Genomic DNA, 14,356 nt, shown 5'->3' on the forward strand with positions numbered 1-14,356 from the left:
GGCGTGGAAGCATCCGATCCGCTTCCTACGGCTGCACCTGGATGTCACCGCAGCCGACGTGGCGAAGTTCGGGAAGGCATACAGCTCTCCAGCGGCTGACCCGGGCTCCGCCCTCAAGGGCCCGCATGGGGGGCACCGAAAGGAGGCTGGACCGTTGGCTGAACGGTTTTCAGCGGGGGACCGGGACCATTGCGAGAGGTACTGACCTCCCGCATCGGACACTGCTCGTCGCCCCAGGTCAGCCTCAGTGGGCAAGCCGCTCATAGACGACACCCCTTCCCCACGCGATAGTTGAAGGGGAAAGGGCGTCGTGTCGGTCGGGTTCGAGCGTCAACCTCTCTCCACCGCGGCACAGATGCTCGTAGGCCGTCTCCGGAAAGTCAGGGGAGCCCGAGTTGGAGGCGTGGGTGATCATGGCTTGGGTGGCTGGTGCAGGGTGTGCGGATCGGAGTGGAGGCCGCGGCCGCCGGGCGTCTTCGGCGCAGTGAAGGAGTAGCGGCACCAGCCGCCTGGTCGCTGGAGTCTGGGTCCGGTGTTCCACTGGCTGATCGGCTGACCAGAGGGCGGGGTCGGGCAGGGCGGCCCTGCCAGACCCCGCCGCCTCTTGGATTCGCGCCGGCCGCAGCCTCTACATGACCGCCCCCCCCGCGCAGATTCGCCGCGCCTGAGGTGTCGGAGTCCGCGAGCCTTGGCCGCCCGCGCAAGCCGCCGAGCCGGCCCACTAACGGTGTGGGCCGCACATCTCGCATGCGGCCCGGCCGACGTCCCCGTCAAAGGCGCTGCCATCTCTGTGCTCTGGCACGTTCGATGACCGTTCCCAGCACCGGCAGCGTCAACTCGGCGAAGAGGAACACCACCGCCATGCCATTCAGTGCAGGTGACGGCCTCCTCCACATCGAGCGGCCAAGGGGTGCCGAGGACGTATGAGGCGCATGACCGATGGGTGAACCCACGGGCCCGCGTGAAGTGGCGAACGCATCAACGCACCTGCTCCGAAGCCGTCAAGGATCGGCTGTCAGCGACCCCTCCGGAACGGCTTTGCCCGCGATGATCTGCAGTCTCGCCTCGGCCACCCGCAATACGGTGCCATCAAGGGGTGGTTACGCAGGCTCGACGCGGGCCCGGCCCAGGGCTGTCGGTAACATCGGGCTCATGCAGCGCACGACCGTCGACGGTGTGACCGTTCTGTGGGCCCCCGGCCCGGCTCCCCTCAGCGCGGCGCTCACCTTCGGGTGCGGCGCCCGGGACGAGAGTTTCCGCACCATCGGAGTCACCCATCTCATCGAGCACTTGGCGATGAGCACGCTGCCCCGGCTGCACCACGAACACAACGCCTCCGTCGACATGGAAGCCACCCGCTTCACCGCTTCGGGACGCCCGGAACAGATCACCACCTTCCTGACGGCGGTCTGCGCCGCCCTTTCCGACCTGCCGCTGGACCGGATCCAGCACGAGGCCGGCATCCTGACCGCCGAGGCGTCCTCGGTCACTTCCCCGGCCGCCGCATTCCTGCTCAACCAGCGGTTCGGGGCCCAAGGGCCCGGCCTTGCGCCCTACACGGGGCCCGGTTACGACCGGCTCTCCGCGGACACCGTCCGGGCTCACGCAGCTGCGTACTTCACCCGCGGGAACGCCGTTCTCCATCTCACCGGCCCTCCGCCCGAAGGTCTGCGGCTACCGCTGCCCGAGGGCCGGCCGCCGCAACGCACGGCCCCCGCCGCACGTCCTGGTGCGTCCTGGGACGAGGCGCCGATCGAGGGCGCCGCCATCGCCCTGACCATGCCCCTGGGCTCACCGGCCGCAGCTCTCGGTCTCGCGATCCTCGAGCACCGGCTCACCGAGCTCGCACGGCACCGCCGCGGCCTGAGCTACGCGGTACAGGTCGAGTCAAGCCTGCGTGACGAGCACACCGTGGACAACCTGATCTCACTGGACTCCCGCCCCGGGCAGGAAGCCGAGATTGGGGAGCTGCTCTGGCAGGAAGCACTGCGCCTGGGCCGGGAGCTGCCCACCGAGGCCGAGCTCAAAGAGGAGATCGAGGGCTTCCGGGAGAGCTACGAGGACCCGCGCGCCGTGGAGGCGGAGCTGGACCTGGCGGCCTCCGCCCAGCTGTTCGGACTCCCGTCACGGGACGCCGCAGCCCGGCTGTCCGCCTTGCGTGCCGTCGTCCCCGAGGACATCCGTGCCTGCTTCGCGCAAGCCTTGGCCACCGCACAGCTGGCCGTGGCGCCGGATGTCGAACCCCGGCTGGCTGCCCTGGACGGACGACCGCTGCCGCGGGGTGCCTGCTGCGAGCACGGCGGACTGCCCGCGGGCGAGGTGTTCCGGCCGCCGCTGCTGGCGCGCGCGAAGTACGGCGCGGCGCGCCGGTCTCGGCTGGTGTTGACCGGCGACAGTGTGGCGGAGCTCGACGGGGACGGGCGAGTGCACCGAATAGGCTTCGACGAGATCGTCGGCCTGGAGCGAGATGGTGACGACCGCACACTCTTCGGCGCGTCCGGCTGCCTGATGGAGCTTTCGCCCCAAAAGTACAGCGGGTGCGGCAAGGTGATCCGGGCGGTGGACGCCGCGGTGCCGGCGAGCCTCGCGTACGAGGTCTCGGACTTGGCGCCGCAAGACCCCGAGAAGACATAGTTCGGGGCCTCGTCGACGCAGTCCCAGGCCTCCAGCAGCTCGGCCGCGGCCACGACAGCCGTCCACCAGCCGGTTGCCAGGTACGGAGCGAGCACGTCCAATGCGTCGGCCTGCTGGCCCTGCTCCCACGCCGGCGCGCAGAACCACTGTCCGGGCCCGGCCTGCAGTTCCACCACGTCGACGTGGCCGCCGTTACGGACCGAGCTCACCTCCGGCGACAGCGAACGACTTCTTTTCCCGAAATTCCTGGTGACGGCCTGATGAGTGCGTCAAGCGTGAGTTGGCTCGCAATCGTCAGCAGCAATGTGCGCCGGCCGCCGTACTTGGCGCCCGGTTGCCGTCCGCTGTGGAGGGGGTGCCTGGGCACTGGGATACTGCCGGGTCGGCAACCGCCGGCTACCTGCTCCCTTCAGGAAGGCCCTCCGCGGTCCTGCCCTGATACATTCCCCCGGAGGTATACGGTCTTGCGTGGTTCTGCGCCCTTTCTGATATGGCTGCGCGCGCTGCGTGCCGCTCTCGTCCTGGCCACGGCCGTCGGGGTCCTGGCGGGCGCGGTCCTCGCTGCAAGCCTGGCGCCGGATCCTGACGTGAGCGCAGGGGAGTCCCTCGGATCCTTCGGCTTCATGCTTGCCTGCGCCTTTTTGCTGATCCCGGTCCCGCTGGCCACGGCTCACCTGCTGTCTGCGAAGCTCGCGGCCCGCCGTGTCGGTAGGCCCATGACCCCTGACATGACCGAAGGCCGCCACCGGTTCGAGGTCACGGGGATCAACCCGTACGGACTCACCGCTGGCGAACTTGCCGACCGTTTCACCGCCGGCCTGAGAGGACGCGCAAAGCTGGCCACCGCGCCGCACACGTACACCTGTGTCGGCCGTGCCGACGTAGTCGTCCTTGTCACGACTGACTTCACCTTCAACGAGCGTGAGTTCACGGTGCACTGCTCTGTGATGCCGCAAAGCCGATGGCGCAGGAGGATCAATGGTGTCGAGGCCTGGGAGGTGTCGCAGAAGGTCCGGTCTCAGGCCGAAGACGTCATTGCGCGACAGGCCGGCCGCCCGTCAGGACCTTCAGCCTGCGCCGTTTGACCATCTCCGGCACCTGACCCGCGCGGCTGCGGGCCAGGGTCGCCCGGTGACGGTCACGCCGACCGGGAACCGATGCGGCCACCGCCCGCCGTCTGCGCACCGTTCGCGAATGCGGCAGCAGCAGGCTGCCGCTTGTCGGCTCTCGCTTGACCTCGACCCGGCTTGAGGTTGAACCCTGTGCACATGCCTGCAGAAGAGACGGACCGCATCGCTTTCATACGCCGCCAACTGGCGTCACTGGGCCTCACACAGCCGCAGTACTGGATCCTTCGCTACCTGGCCCCGAATGATCTGGGAGCCGATGCCCCCGGCCGCACCCTCCAGGAACTGAGCGACTTTCTTCAGCAGTACGTCCTCCCGGGCGACGACCTCCAGGCTGAGACGGAGGCCCTCCTTGCCGACGACCTGATCAGCCGGTCCTCCGACACCCGCTTGCACATCACCCCCGCCGGCCAAGCGGCCCACGCTCGAGTCAAGCGCAGCATCCCGACCATACGGACCCTGCTGAACGAGACATTGCTGTCGTGACCCGGCCACCGTGGCCGCTGTCCCTCCAAGCCCACGTCGGAGGCGGCCTGGACGGACCTACAAGCGATGCGGACCTGGTGCCCCGCCACTCCGGCGCCGCGCCGGCTGTCGCCTCGCTGCCGCCTCCCGCGCTGTCATCGACAGCCGTCCACTGCCGGTCCGCAGTCGCCGCCAGGCCACCTCGCCATGCTGACCCACGCCGAACGCGCCGGCCACCGTGACCCGGCACCCGACGAGCTCGGCGTACCGATCGCCGCCGTCACCCGTCACCGCGCCGAGCTGCTCGAGCAGCCCGTGTACGGCGGGCCCTACGTCCGAGCCGCCGCCCTGGTCCCCACTCTCGGCCGCTGCCGCTGGCTCGAGCGCTCCCACCTCACCGGTGCCTGCGCCGTCGCCGTCATGTATCTCAACGCCAGCGGCATCCTCGCCGACCCAAGCGGCGACCAGCTCACGGCTCTCGCCCAGGAGCTGTACGACCCCCGCTGCACCGCCACCCGCATCGCCGAGCTACTGCCCACCTGGAAGCCGTAGCTCCTCGGCGCTGATGCCGTGTCAGATAACCCCGGTGTCCCGGACGACGGCGGCGATCTTCTCAGACCGCGTCCTGTGTGGTGAGGCCGAGGAGTCGCTTGTAGCAGCAGAGTGCGGCGGCGAGGCCGAGAAAGGGCAGGTAGTTGCGGGGGTGTCGTTCGTAGCGGTGGTTGAGTCTGCGGTATCCGGTGAGTCAGGACATCGTGCGGCATGCAGCCGCTGGGGTTTGAAGTGTCGGCCGCAGTGGGGGTCGTGTCTCCTTGGCGACCGAGCACCATGGGCTTCGGGGCCTGGCTGTCATGGGTGTTGGCGGTCGAGAGGCCACGCATCGTTCGGGCCGCCCCAGCCCCGGCTTGCCCAACTACTGCGACTGAGCGCGATAGATGGCCCTTGTGTGTGCTACTTGACCTCCGTGCGCGATAGATGGCCCGCAGGGCAGCTTCCGGATCTCCTTGATCAAGCTCTTTGGGACCGGGGAACTACGCTGGCACCCCTTCTGACCGTCCAGGGAACAGCGTGTCGCCGTCGTACGTCTACCGGATCACCAAGTACGACCCCGCCGGCCGTGATGGGAATCCTTGGCAACGGCCATGGCTGCTCGTCGCCCCACTCAGTCCGGCGCTCGGCGGAATGGGAGAAAAGCCGTATCTCAACCGGACTTAACGGCGGCAGCGGGGCCGGACGCCGGCCGGCGGTGGTCACCGGCTACGAGCCCGCCTGGAACCCGCCTCTGACGTGAGGGCAGAACCTGTCCGCGACGCCCACTCGCGGCCGCGGCCGCCGAGCGCCTCGATCGACCGGGCACGTGCAGGGAGCCCGCGACAGCGCCCGAGCGGGGCCGCATATGCTGCACGCCATGAGCATGCCCGCCCGCAGTGCCGCCACCACGTTCACCGGCTGGGGCATGCTCCTCAGCGGGGTGGGCGCCGTGGTCGCCTCCGTCTGGGGGGTCTCGCCGTACCCGCCGCTCGTAGTCGAGCTGGTCCTCGCCGGCCTCGCCGTGGTCTGCGCGGCGGGCTGGGTGATCGCCTCGTACAAGGCCGTTGCCCGTGCCCGCGACCCGCTCAGCAAGCCCTTTCGGGAGACTCGGCGGCCGAACCCGGTCCTGCCCTATCTCATAGGCTTCGGCGTCCCCGTGGCCACCTTCGCCGCCTTTCTGACGGCCTTCACCGTCAGCAGCTCATACGGCCGTGAGACCGAGCGCCTGGAGCGTGCCGGATACGGCGAGTACGAGGTGAGGGTTGTCCGTCTTGCCGGCTTGCCGGAGTTCCAGGAGGGCGACGAGGACATCGAGCCGTACTACCTCACCGACCTCACCCTGCGGATCCCGTACGAGGACGGCCCCCGCGAGATCACAGTCCCCGGCATGTACACCCGCCACAAGCCGCCCGTGCCCGGTACCGAGATGGATGTCTACTACGCTCCCCGCGACCCCGGGACGCCCGTGACCGAAAACGGTGAACGCTCCAACCCCCGCCTGATCTTCGTCGCCTTTCTCGGCATCTGGATCTGGCCCCTCATCCTGGCCATAGGCGGCGGCCTGAGGGCGTACGCCAGCGCGAAGGATCTGCACCGGCTGCGCAGATTCCGCCCCAAAGTCCACCTTCCCGCGCTCGGCATCCTCCTGACTGGTGGGGCACTGCTCGTGCCCACTGCCCTGGAACTCGAGGTGGCGGGTTACGCCCGGCCGCTTGCCCTCCTGTCGTGCCTGGCTCCCGCCCTGGCCATGGCCTGGGTGGTCAGGACAGGCTGAGCGAGCGCCGCTCGCGTTGTCGACCGGCGCCACCCGCTCGTGCAGTGTGCGGGCCGTGCCGGCCGGTCAGAGGCGCCTGCGGCCACGCTGCGCGCCGGCCTCCGGGCCACCCCTGGACAGGTGGATGGCCGATGGGTGGGGAGATCCACTGAGCAGGTGTGGGGTGCCCCGAGCGAGGGGTGGCCGTTTTCATGGAGCGCCATCAACCGTGACGAGCCCGGCCACTGCACCGGCGTCGAGGACACGGTCAGCGATCACGGGCCGGTCGAAGCGGCGTACCTGGCGGCAATCGTGGCCTTTACGGAGGCCTCGGGCATCGGCCGGCTGGAGATCCGTGAGCCCTCGGCGACCGGCTTCGTCCCCTTCGGGGTGGAGCCGCCCCTGGAGGGACACGGCCTCAGTGGGCTCTTCCCGCCCGGCCTCACCGGCTACCACGCCGGTGCCGAGGTCTCCCTACCAGTGGCTCTGGAGCTGGTCCGGGCCATGCTCCGCGACCAGGGCGCCTGGTGTCGGCTGGAGGCGGGGGACGCGTTCACCGTGCACGTCGGGTGGGACCAGTACATGTATGTGGGCAGCGACCGGCTCTGCACAAAAGCCGTGGCCCATACCCGGGAACTCGGCCTCTCCCCAGAACCGCTGACGGCCTCGCCCTACGCCGCGGAGCTCAAGGAACCCGAAGTGACGGAGCCAGCTGACGAGGACTTCTGGGCCCGCGTGCGCACGGAGCCGGCCTCACGGCAGACGGCACTCCTGGAAGAGGCATACGTCCGCAACGCCGCACGCTGGCACCGCCTCACGCAGGAGAACCTCGACATGGTGCGCGCCGGCCTTGGCCCGCGCGCCCTGTTGACCATTCGGCCCGACCTGACCCCCGACGCCGGCGCGGTCCTCGCCACGCTACCCGAGGAGGGCTCCGTGGAGATTGTCTGGGAGGCGCAGGACGGGACGATCACACACGCGATCGTCGTACGACACCGAATGCCAGCAGCTCGCCGCCCTGGTGGCCGATCGCGCGGGCGGATGACCTCAAAGCCAGTCTCGTGTCGGACGAAGGCTCAGTCGCTGCGCTCGAAGGCCTTGCGGTAGAGCGCGATGGCCTGCTCGATCGGGTAGTTGGGGACGGTGACGGACTCGCCGGTCTCCTTGGAGACCACGATCTTGGCTCCGCCGGGCGGGGAGGGCTGCGAGCGGCCGGCGGCGTCGGTGCGGCGCGGGAAGACCGCGTAGACCAGGTAGCCGATGTCGAACTCGTGGACCTTGAGTTCGGCGGGGGTGCCGTCGGGGAGCTTGGGCTGAGCGTACTGGCTGCGGACGATTTCCACGGCCTGGGCGGCGGTGGTGGGCGGGGTACCGGGAGGCATACGGGTCCTATTCGTCGGTTCGACTGCGCTGGGGCGCGTTGACTACATGGGGAACTCGTTCACCCAGCCGCCGTCGAGCAGGTACTTGGGCAGGTACTCCGATTCGACTTCCAGGCTGAACCCGGAGTCGAGAGCCAGGCAGGCAATGGCCAAGGGAGCGAGCGCGAGGAATCCGTCGGGATCCTGCTCCAGCTTCTCGCTGCGGGTCCAGTAGCCCTTGTGCCATTCCACGCTCTTGGCCAGCTCGGTGTTGAACCTGTCCTGGTCTCCGCGAATCAGCTGGGTCAAGAGGTTCATGGGGGGATACATGAGGTTCAGTACGGCGCTTCGCAAGGCGGGCTGTACTGCCTCGGCGTCGGTGCCGTCCACCGCGGCGCGCAGCTTGTCGCCGAGGTCGGGCTGCTTGCGCCAGTACGCCTGCAGTGCCTCGACCCATGCGTAGATGTACGGGTCGAAGTCGGCACCCGACTCGCGCAGCAGGGAGACGGGCACCTGGCACAGGTCGTTCGTGCGCTCCCGGTCACGGCACACACAGGACAGCCAGAAGGCCGTGAGCCAGTTCCCCGCGTGGGCTCAGGGCACGGCACCGGAACGGAAGACGTGTTCTATGTCGACGACCAGGCAAGTGACGGTCGGTGTGGTCGCACGGGCCGAGACAAAGAGGCGTGGCCGATCTGCATCGCACGGACACAGGCCTTCCAGGCCTCCAGCTTGTCGGCCTCGGGATCCCCCGAGCAGCGAGTGGCGAGAATGGTGGTCGCGGACCTCAGGGCCATGGAGAACCACTCGGGGTCCTCCTCAAGGTCTTCGAGCTCCTCCTCGAGGCCTGCCTCCTGCACTCGCAGTACCTCAGACAGCGCCCCGGTCATGAGTTCATGCCGTGGAATCCTGATCATCTTCATCCTTCTTGGGCAGGCTGATGTCGTATTCCTTCATCAGGTAGCCCTGGTGGGTCTTCGTGGCCGGGTCGGAGTTCCCCTTCACCAGTACATACTTCACGCGACCCGCCTTGAGGGCCTTGCGCAGGTCGCGTGCCAGGTCCAGCTCATCCTGGGCGGCCTTGCGCATGACCTCGGCCTTCACGGGAACGGGCTCTTGAAGTTGTCCTATCGGGCCAGGTGTCGTGCTCAGTCACAACCACACCCGGGGCTTGCCCAGCGGCCCGCCCCCGAGGCCTGCCCACCACACTGACCAGCAGCAACGCCGTCGGGTACACGTACTGGTATGGGACGCCTCCACGGGCCAGCCATCGTCGACCGCGCCCGGGCCATCGTGACCGCGTACGGGGAGCTGGGCTGCACTCTGCGCCAGGCCCACTACCGCCTCGTCGCCGAAGGGCTCCTTCCCAACACGCCGCCCATCTACCGGCGCCTGTCCTCCCAGCTGGCTCAGGCCCGCCGCGACGGCCACTTCCCCGACCTGATCGACACCCTGCGCGAAGTCCACGTCCCCCCGGCCTGGGCCAACGCCTCCGCCTTCCTCGCCGAGGTCCCCGGATGGTTGGCCCTGGACCGCACCGCCGGCCAGAGAACCGCGTACGTCGCAGCCGAGAAGGACACGCTGCGCCGCATGTTCACCGAGTGGCTGGCCGATCTCGGCATCCTCGTCCTGGTCGTACGCGGCTTCGGCTCCCAGTCGTACGTGGACGTCGTGCGGGCCCGCACCGCCCGCGACCCGCACCCTGCCGTACTGCTCTACGTCGGAGACTTCGACTGCTCCGGCGCCGACATCGAACCCGACTGGGTCGCCCGCACCGGCTGCTGGTCGAAGGTCGAGCGCATCGTCCTCACCTACGAACAGACGCAGGCCTACGAACTTCCCGCGGCCGAGGGCAAACAGGACGACCCGCGCTGGCCGGCCTTCGCGCGACGGTACGGCTTCGATCTCGACCAGCCCGTCCAGTGGGAGGTCGAAGCCCTGGACCCCGCCGAGCTTCAGCGCCTGGTCCTCGAAGCGATGGAGTCCCACGTCGACCGCTCCAAGCTCGCCCGGCAGCTCGCCGAAGAGCAGCGTCAGCGCCGGCAGCTGGCCGACTTCCTGCGCCAGTTCGACGGCTCGGGCGGTCCGTGAGGCTTGGGCAAGCCTGCCGGGCGGCGCCCTTGAAGAGGGTTGCACCCACAGTTGTCTGCAGAGGTGGACCCAAAGTTGCACCGGAGGTACTACCGGAGGTGTGAACCCCCCTTTCGTGATCTTGAGCGTTTTACCTGGTCAGGCCCCCTGGGCAAGCCCTATTTGTACGCCGACACCTCACTCCGACGTGCTGCTCACCGCGATCGTCGCCGCTCTCGGCCTGGACCGGCAGGCGATCGTCATCAACTGCCTCGGCATCCGGGCCGCCGAATCTGCTGCGCGCAGCAGGAAGCTGCCGCTGTCCATCGACACCCGCACCAGCAACGGCAAGCGGCTCGTACTGACCTGGCACCCGATCTACGCCCTTTCCGGCACCGAGGTCTGGGAGGAGATCGCCCGGGAGGGCCTGGAGTACCAACCGGCCTACGACGCCCTGATGCCGCGGTTGAGTTGCGTGTTCTGCGTGCGCGTCGGCTTCGGCGTGCTGGTGGGCGCCGTACGGCTGTGCGGGGCGCTCGGCCTGCCGCGTCTGGGTGAGGAAGGCGTCGCGGTGGCGTTGCATGTGCCCGGCGATGCGGCGGCGCCAGGCCGGGGACATGCCGGTGCAGGTGCGGGGCCACAGATCGGCGAGCGCGCGCACCGACGGCCGTGCGCCGGCTGGTGACGGCCCGCCTTGCATGACGGAGGTGAACGCGGCGTACGTGGCGCGCAGCGTCTCGGCGCTGCTGCCCATGGCGCCTTCGTCCTGCTCGCCGTCCAGGTGCAGGAGCCACAGCGCCCACTGGGCGAAAAGCTCTACCCTGCTCTGGGCGGCGTCGGGCAGGATGCGGGCGGCCACCAGATGGAAACCGGCTGCGGCCGGCCGGCGCCGCTTCCGTGGCCCAGGCGCCAGGCCGACCCCGCTCGCCCACGCCAGGAGCCGTTCGCCTCGGCGCCGGGGTGGATCCGGTCCGGGACACGGATGCCGAAGTCGATGTCACACATGCCAGTGGGCGCGGGCGGGGTCACGGGCGAGCCTCCTCGTTGGCGGTAAGGCCGGCAGGTGCGGGGGCCGCAGTGAGGTCTGTCCTGGGCCGTAGTGCCGTGAGGGCGAAGACGGTGGTGAGGTAGGGGGAGCCGAAGTACACGAGGAAGCGGCCCATGCGGTAGTAGGCGCACGCAGGCCAGGATCCGTTGTCCTGCTGGGCCCCGGCCAGCAACACGCGCCGTTCGGCCTGGCCGGCCGTCAGACCCAGGTGGTCGGCGGCCAGCGTCCGGAACGCCAGGTCGAGCGATTCGCCCGGCGTCGCGGCCAAGGCCCGCGACGGGGTGGTTGTCTCCCGGTGGAGGAAGGCCCGCCGCACCGGCCCGGCCAGACCACTGGTGCTGTTCGGGAAGCGGGCGCACAGCCGGGACGCCGCGTAGAGGAACGCATCCGGTGAGGGGTAATAGCGGGTCCCGTTCAGATACCGGCCGGATTCCGCATATCGGCCAGGTAGCGCGTGGTGGCCTCGACCACGGCCAGGCCATCCACGGTCAGGGGGCTGCCATTGAGCTGGAGCGTGTAGAGGGCGTTGGCGCAGGCGACCGCATCGTGCTTGCGTCCCCGGGGCAGGGTGCCGGGCTCGAGACCGTCCTCCCAATAGACCATCAAGCCCCGCGATCGACAGGCCCCACCGTCGTGACCGCGCCCGTCCTGGCCCCAGACGCTGCCCGGCAGGGGCGCTGAGCGCAGCAGGTCGACAATGTGCGCTTCGAGGTCCGCAGAGGAAAGCAGACCGTGCTCGTACAAGGCACCGACGGCCAGGCCCGTGCAGTCGGTGTCGGCGGAAAAACCGTTGCCACCGGGGAAGAAACGATACCTCCGCTGCCACCGGGCCGACTCGATCTGGCGGGCCAGCCGCGGCACCAACTCCCACCCGTCCGAGGCGGCGGCGGGTGGCAGGAGCATCAAGGCGACCATGGCCGTGAACGCCTCATCGCCCAGGTCGAACCCAGGGTCAGCGCCGAAGCGTTCACGAAGAACAGCCCGCGCCTGGACAACGGCGACCCCGCGCCTGAAGCAGGGGTCGAGCGCCAGCCCCGCCGATGGGGCACCGCCCCCGTCCATGGACCGACTCAGGAAGAGCAAAGCCCGCTCGACAGCGCACTGCACCTGCCAAGGCCGCAGCAGCCGACCGGACACCCCCGGAAACAGATACCGTCACCGCGCCTCGATCTCCATCATGGCAGCGCCATCCGCCACACTCGGTCATCAGGCCGTGACAGGAACGGATCGGTACAGGGTCCGTGGCGCGCCTGTGCCCCCGCTCCCGAGCGCGGAGCCCCCGCCGTTCGGCTGCCGGACGGCCGGACCGTACTGTCCGTCGCTGAGATCCGCGCCCAGCGTCATAGAAGCGCTGCGCAGCTCCGCCGAGCGTAGCGGCGGGGCCTGAACCATCGCTAAGGAGCCATCCGCATACTGATCAACGGCTTGTGGGTGCAGTTGTAGGGGTGCAAACGAAATCAAACCCCCGAGGCCCGGGTGCCGCAGATAGCGCCGCCCCACGACGTTCGCCGGGACCGCGGGACCTGTTTCGCGGGCGCGTTGAGCGTCCGGTGGTGGCGGCGGGCCGCGCCGTCGTGAGCTCCCTGCGTATCCTGCCGCCCGGCACCGTCCCCGCACCCACGCCCCTGAAACGCCGACACCATCTGGCCGGCGGGCCTTCACCCACGGCGGCGACTCCGCGCAGTACGTCGAGGAGGGCGAGGCGTTTCGTGGCGTTGTGCACGGGAGCACGAAGGGTCTCGGTCATGCATCCAGCGTCACGGCGTGCGGAACCGAAAACATCGTGAGCGCAGACGAGCCCGCGCTGCATCGAAGAATGTACGTCCGGGATAACGCAGTGACAGGGGCAGCACGCACGCCGGATAGTGCGCCGCATGGCTTCTCTCGTGCGCCACCTCACCTTCGATTGTTCCAACGCCTACGCCCTGGCCCAGTTCTGGGCCGCCGTCCTGGACGGCAAGGTCACCGACGAGGACTCACCGGGCGACCCCGAAGCCCTGGTCGTGGCCCCGGGCTCGGCGCTGCTGTTCGTCGCGGTGCCGGACGCGGAAGACCGTGAAGAACCGGGTCCACGTGGACCTCCAGCCCCAGGACCGGTCGCGGGACGAGGAGGTGGAGCGCCTCCTCGCCCTCGGCGCCACCCTGGTCGGCGACCACCGACGGCCCGACGGGAGGGGCTGGGTGACCCTGGCCGACCCCGAGGGCAACGAGTTCTGCGTCGAACGCGACCTCGCGGAACCGGGCGACGCCTCCTGACGGGCGTCCGTTTCGTGGTAGCCCGAAGGCCCCACGGGCGAGCGGAACATCGTCCGCGGCGAGGACTGACGCCGCCCGGATCCGTCACACCGCGCAGGATCATCGGGGCATGGCCGGTCAGGCGCCGGACCGTGTCGGCGACCGTGCTCATCTCACCGGTGGCCATCGCCTCGTAGGAGGTGACCCAGCCGGTGACCTCCCAGTGCTCGGCGCCGTACCCGGCGGGGGAGGAGCGGCCTGCATCTGAACGATTTTGGGGTTGAGCAGGTTGGTCAGGAGCCCCATCGAGAACAGGCGGGCGTCGGAGACGGGGGGCAGGTCCTGGGCCGGAGCGAAGGGTGAGCGGCCACCGGGCTTGAGCATGTCCCCCCGGACGTCCCTGGAGACGAAAACATCATCCGCGACCTGCTGACCCTGCCCGCCACGCGCGCACAGTACGAGGGCGGCACAAGCGACCCCGAACTCGTCGCCCCCGTCGGCTGACCCTCGACCAGCACCATCACTTGCTCGAAGCGGGTGCAGTCGTTGGCGTTGCTGCCCGACAAGACGAAACCGAGAGGGCGGCCGATGCAAGGGGAGGGTGAGGGCTTGATCCGATTGCCCCTATTCCCCGTACCGACACCCTGTTGGCGGGCGCGCACCAAGCGGGCGGGAGCCTGGGCCGACAGCGGCGGCGGCATCCGGTCCGAGTGCTGGGCCCCGGGTGCGACGGGGACACGGTGACCGAGACGACCCCCTTGCGCCGCGCCATCCGAGCAGTGAGCTCGCAACCGCCACTGCCGCCCGGCCACGCCGATATGCAGAGATATATCGGCGTGTTGCGCCTGAAGTGAGGCATATGTGGCTTAGTGTTCAGGCTTGTACGGTTTCCCCTCACTGATCACGTCAACTCTGACGGAAGTGGAGACGTTGTGCGTAAGATCCGCAGTGCTGCCCTGGTAGCTGCCATGCTCGGGAGTTTCACCATGTTCGGGGCCGGTGTTGCCGCGGCCGGCGACTCGGACGGCAAGAGCAAGGACGGCAACGGCCGTGACGCCGACCCCAAGGACGAGGGCGACTGGAACGCCACCGACGGCGAGTGCGGCGCCGGCTCCCGGGCGAGCAACTCGTC

General features: G+C 69.2%; 11 protein-coding genes and 8 pseudogenes. 10 read left to right on the forward strand and 9 right to left on the reverse strand.

The features are described 5' to 3' along the window. Positions 1 to 1,152 precede the first annotated feature (1,152 nt). The 4 genes from ABT360_RS29535 to ABT360_RS29550 all read left to right on the forward strand — a co-directional run bounded on the left by ABT360_RS29535 (position 1,153) and on the right by ABT360_RS29550 (position 4,778). Complete coding sequence (locus tag ABT360_RS29535) at positions 1,153 to 2,634, forward strand: hypothetical protein (protein ID WP_351823075.1); 1,482 nt, start codon at positions 1,153 to 1,155, stop codon at positions 2,632 to 2,634. A 587-nt stretch (positions 2,635 to 3,221) separates the two neighbouring features. After that, on the forward strand, positions 3,222 to 3,719 hold the full coding sequence (locus tag ABT360_RS29540; protein ID WP_351823078.1) for a hypothetical protein: 498 nt from the start codon (positions 3,222 to 3,224) through the stop codon (positions 3,717 to 3,719). A 183-nt stretch (positions 3,720 to 3,902) separates the two neighbouring features. Further along, complete coding sequence (locus ABT360_RS29545; protein ID WP_351823081.1) at positions 3,903 to 4,247, forward strand: hypothetical protein; 345 nt, start codon at positions 3,903 to 3,905, stop codon at positions 4,245 to 4,247. A gap of 186 nt (positions 4,248 to 4,433) precedes the next feature. Continuing rightward, the gene (locus ABT360_RS29550) at positions 4,434 to 4,778 is read left to right on the forward strand and encodes a fic family toxin-antitoxin system, toxin component (protein WP_351823084.1); all 345 of its coding nucleotides are present in this window, start codon (positions 4,434 to 4,436) and stop codon (positions 4,776 to 4,778) included. A 61-nt stretch (positions 4,779 to 4,839) separates the two neighbouring features. On the opposite strand, the pseudogene ABT360_RS35445 reads toward ABT360_RS29550, so the two are convergent. Further along, positions 4,840 to 4,965 (reverse strand): annotated as a pseudogene (locus ABT360_RS35445) (IS5/IS1182 family transposase); the annotation flags it as partial. A gap of 19 nt (positions 4,966 to 4,984) precedes the next feature. Beyond that, a pseudogene (locus ABT360_RS35450) lies at positions 4,985 to 5,101 on the reverse strand (IS5/IS1182 family transposase); the annotation flags it as partial. A 533-nt stretch (positions 5,102 to 5,634) separates the two neighbouring features. Between ABT360_RS35450 and ABT360_RS29560 the strand changes: the two are divergent. Then, positions 5,635 to 6,531, forward strand: a complete 897-nt coding sequence (locus ABT360_RS29560; protein WP_351823087.1) for a hypothetical protein — start codon at positions 5,635 to 5,637, stop codon at positions 6,529 to 6,531. Between the two features lie 135 nt (positions 6,532 to 6,666). After that, positions 6,667 to 7,617 carry an RNA-binding protein gene (locus ABT360_RS29565; RefSeq protein WP_351823090.1) on the forward strand — a complete coding sequence of 317 codons (951 nt, stop codon included), beginning with the start codon at positions 6,667 to 6,669 and terminating at the stop codon, positions 7,615 to 7,617. Here the strand turns inward: ABT360_RS29565 and ABT360_RS29570 are convergent. From ABT360_RS29570 to ABT360_RS29580, 3 genes and pseudogenes are all read right to left on the reverse strand, one after another. Next, complete coding sequence (locus tag ABT360_RS29570) at positions 7,587 to 7,892, reverse strand: hypothetical protein (protein WP_351823093.1); 306 nt, start codon at positions 7,890 to 7,892, stop codon at positions 7,587 to 7,589. The genes ABT360_RS29565 and ABT360_RS29570 overlap by 31 nt on opposite strands. A 42-nt stretch (positions 7,893 to 7,934) precedes the next feature. Next, a pseudogene (locus tag ABT360_RS29575) lies at positions 7,935 to 8,447 on the reverse strand (immunity 49 family protein); the annotation flags it as partial. Positions 8,448 to 8,765: 318 nt separating this feature from the next. Next, positions 8,766 to 8,975 carry a hypothetical protein gene (locus tag ABT360_RS29580; protein WP_351823096.1) on the reverse strand — a complete coding sequence of 70 codons (210 nt, stop codon included), beginning with the start codon at positions 8,973 to 8,975 and terminating at the stop codon, positions 8,766 to 8,768. 141 nt (positions 8,976 to 9,116) lie between these two features. Between ABT360_RS29580 and ABT360_RS29585 the strand changes: the two genes are divergently transcribed. Both ABT360_RS29585 and ABT360_RS29590 read left to right on the forward strand, forming a co-directional pair. Then, on the forward strand, positions 9,117 to 9,962 hold the full coding sequence (locus tag ABT360_RS29585; RefSeq protein WP_351823098.1) for a hypothetical protein: 846 nt from the start codon (positions 9,117 to 9,119) through the stop codon (positions 9,960 to 9,962). A 187-nt stretch (positions 9,963 to 10,149) separates the two neighbouring features. After that, positions 10,150 to 10,416: pseudogene (locus ABT360_RS29590) on the forward strand (phosphoadenosine phosphosulfate reductase domain-containing protein); the annotation flags it as partial. Between the two features lie 123 nt (positions 10,417 to 10,539). Here ABT360_RS29590 and ABT360_RS29595 read toward each other — a convergent pair. The 3 genes and pseudogenes from ABT360_RS29595 to ABT360_RS29605 all read right to left on the reverse strand — a co-directional run. Further along, positions 10,540 to 10,695 (reverse strand): annotated as a pseudogene (locus tag ABT360_RS29595) (terpene synthase family protein); the annotation flags it as partial. Between the two features lie 271 nt (positions 10,696 to 10,966). Continuing rightward, positions 10,967 to 11,257 (reverse strand): hypothetical protein, encoded by a 291-nt coding sequence (locus ABT360_RS29600; RefSeq protein WP_351823100.1) that lies wholly within the window; start codon positions 11,255 to 11,257, stop codon positions 10,967 to 10,969. A 146-nt stretch (positions 11,258 to 11,403) separates the two neighbouring features. Further along, complete coding sequence (locus ABT360_RS29605; protein ID WP_351823103.1) at positions 11,404 to 12,126, reverse strand: hypothetical protein; 723 nt, start codon at positions 12,124 to 12,126, stop codon at positions 11,404 to 11,406. A 737-nt stretch (positions 12,127 to 12,863) separates the two neighbouring features. Between ABT360_RS29605 and ABT360_RS29610 the strand changes: the two are divergent. After that, a pseudogene (locus ABT360_RS29610) lies at positions 12,864 to 13,245 on the forward strand (VOC family protein). A gap of 198 nt (positions 13,246 to 13,443) precedes the next feature. On the opposite strand, the pseudogene ABT360_RS29620 reads toward ABT360_RS29610, so the two are convergent. Then, positions 13,444 to 13,608, reverse strand: a pseudogene (locus ABT360_RS29620) (LysE family translocator); the annotation flags it as partial. A gap of 548 nt (positions 13,609 to 14,156) precedes the next feature. Between ABT360_RS29620 and ABT360_RS29625 the strand changes: the two are divergent. After that, a pseudogene (locus tag ABT360_RS29625) lies at positions 14,157 to 14,356 on the forward strand (protease); the annotation flags it as partial.

The organism is Streptomyces sp. NPDC000229 (assembly GCF_040300825.1).
Classification (GTDB): domain Bacteria; phylum Actinomycetota; class Actinomycetes; order Streptomycetales; family Streptomycetaceae; genus Streptomyces.

What these genes read in the sequence shown, in the direction of transcription:
- ABT360_RS29535 (WP_351823075.1), top strand. Translation starts at nt 1,153, where the DNA reads ATGCAGCGCACGACCGTCGACGGTGTGACCGTTCTGTGGGCCCCCGGC.
- ABT360_RS29545 (WP_351823081.1), top strand. Translation starts at nt 3,903, where the DNA reads ATGCCTGCAGAAGAGACGGACCGCATCGCTTTCATACGCCGCCAACTG.
- ABT360_RS29550 (WP_351823084.1), top strand. Translation starts at nt 4,434, where the DNA reads ATGCTGACCCACGCCGAACGCGCCGGCCACCGTGACCCGGCACCCGAC.
- ABT360_RS29560 (WP_351823087.1), top strand. Translation starts at nt 5,635, where the DNA reads ATGAGCATGCCCGCCCGCAGTGCCGCCACCACGTTCACCGGCTGGGGC.
- ABT360_RS29570 (WP_351823093.1), bottom strand. Translation starts at nt 7,892, where the DNA reads ATGCCTCCCGGTACCCCGCCCACCACCGCCGCCCAGGCCGTGGAAATC.
- ABT360_RS29585 (WP_351823098.1), top strand. Translation starts at nt 9,117, where the DNA reads ATGGGACGCCTCCACGGGCCAGCCATCGTCGACCGCGCCCGGGCCATC.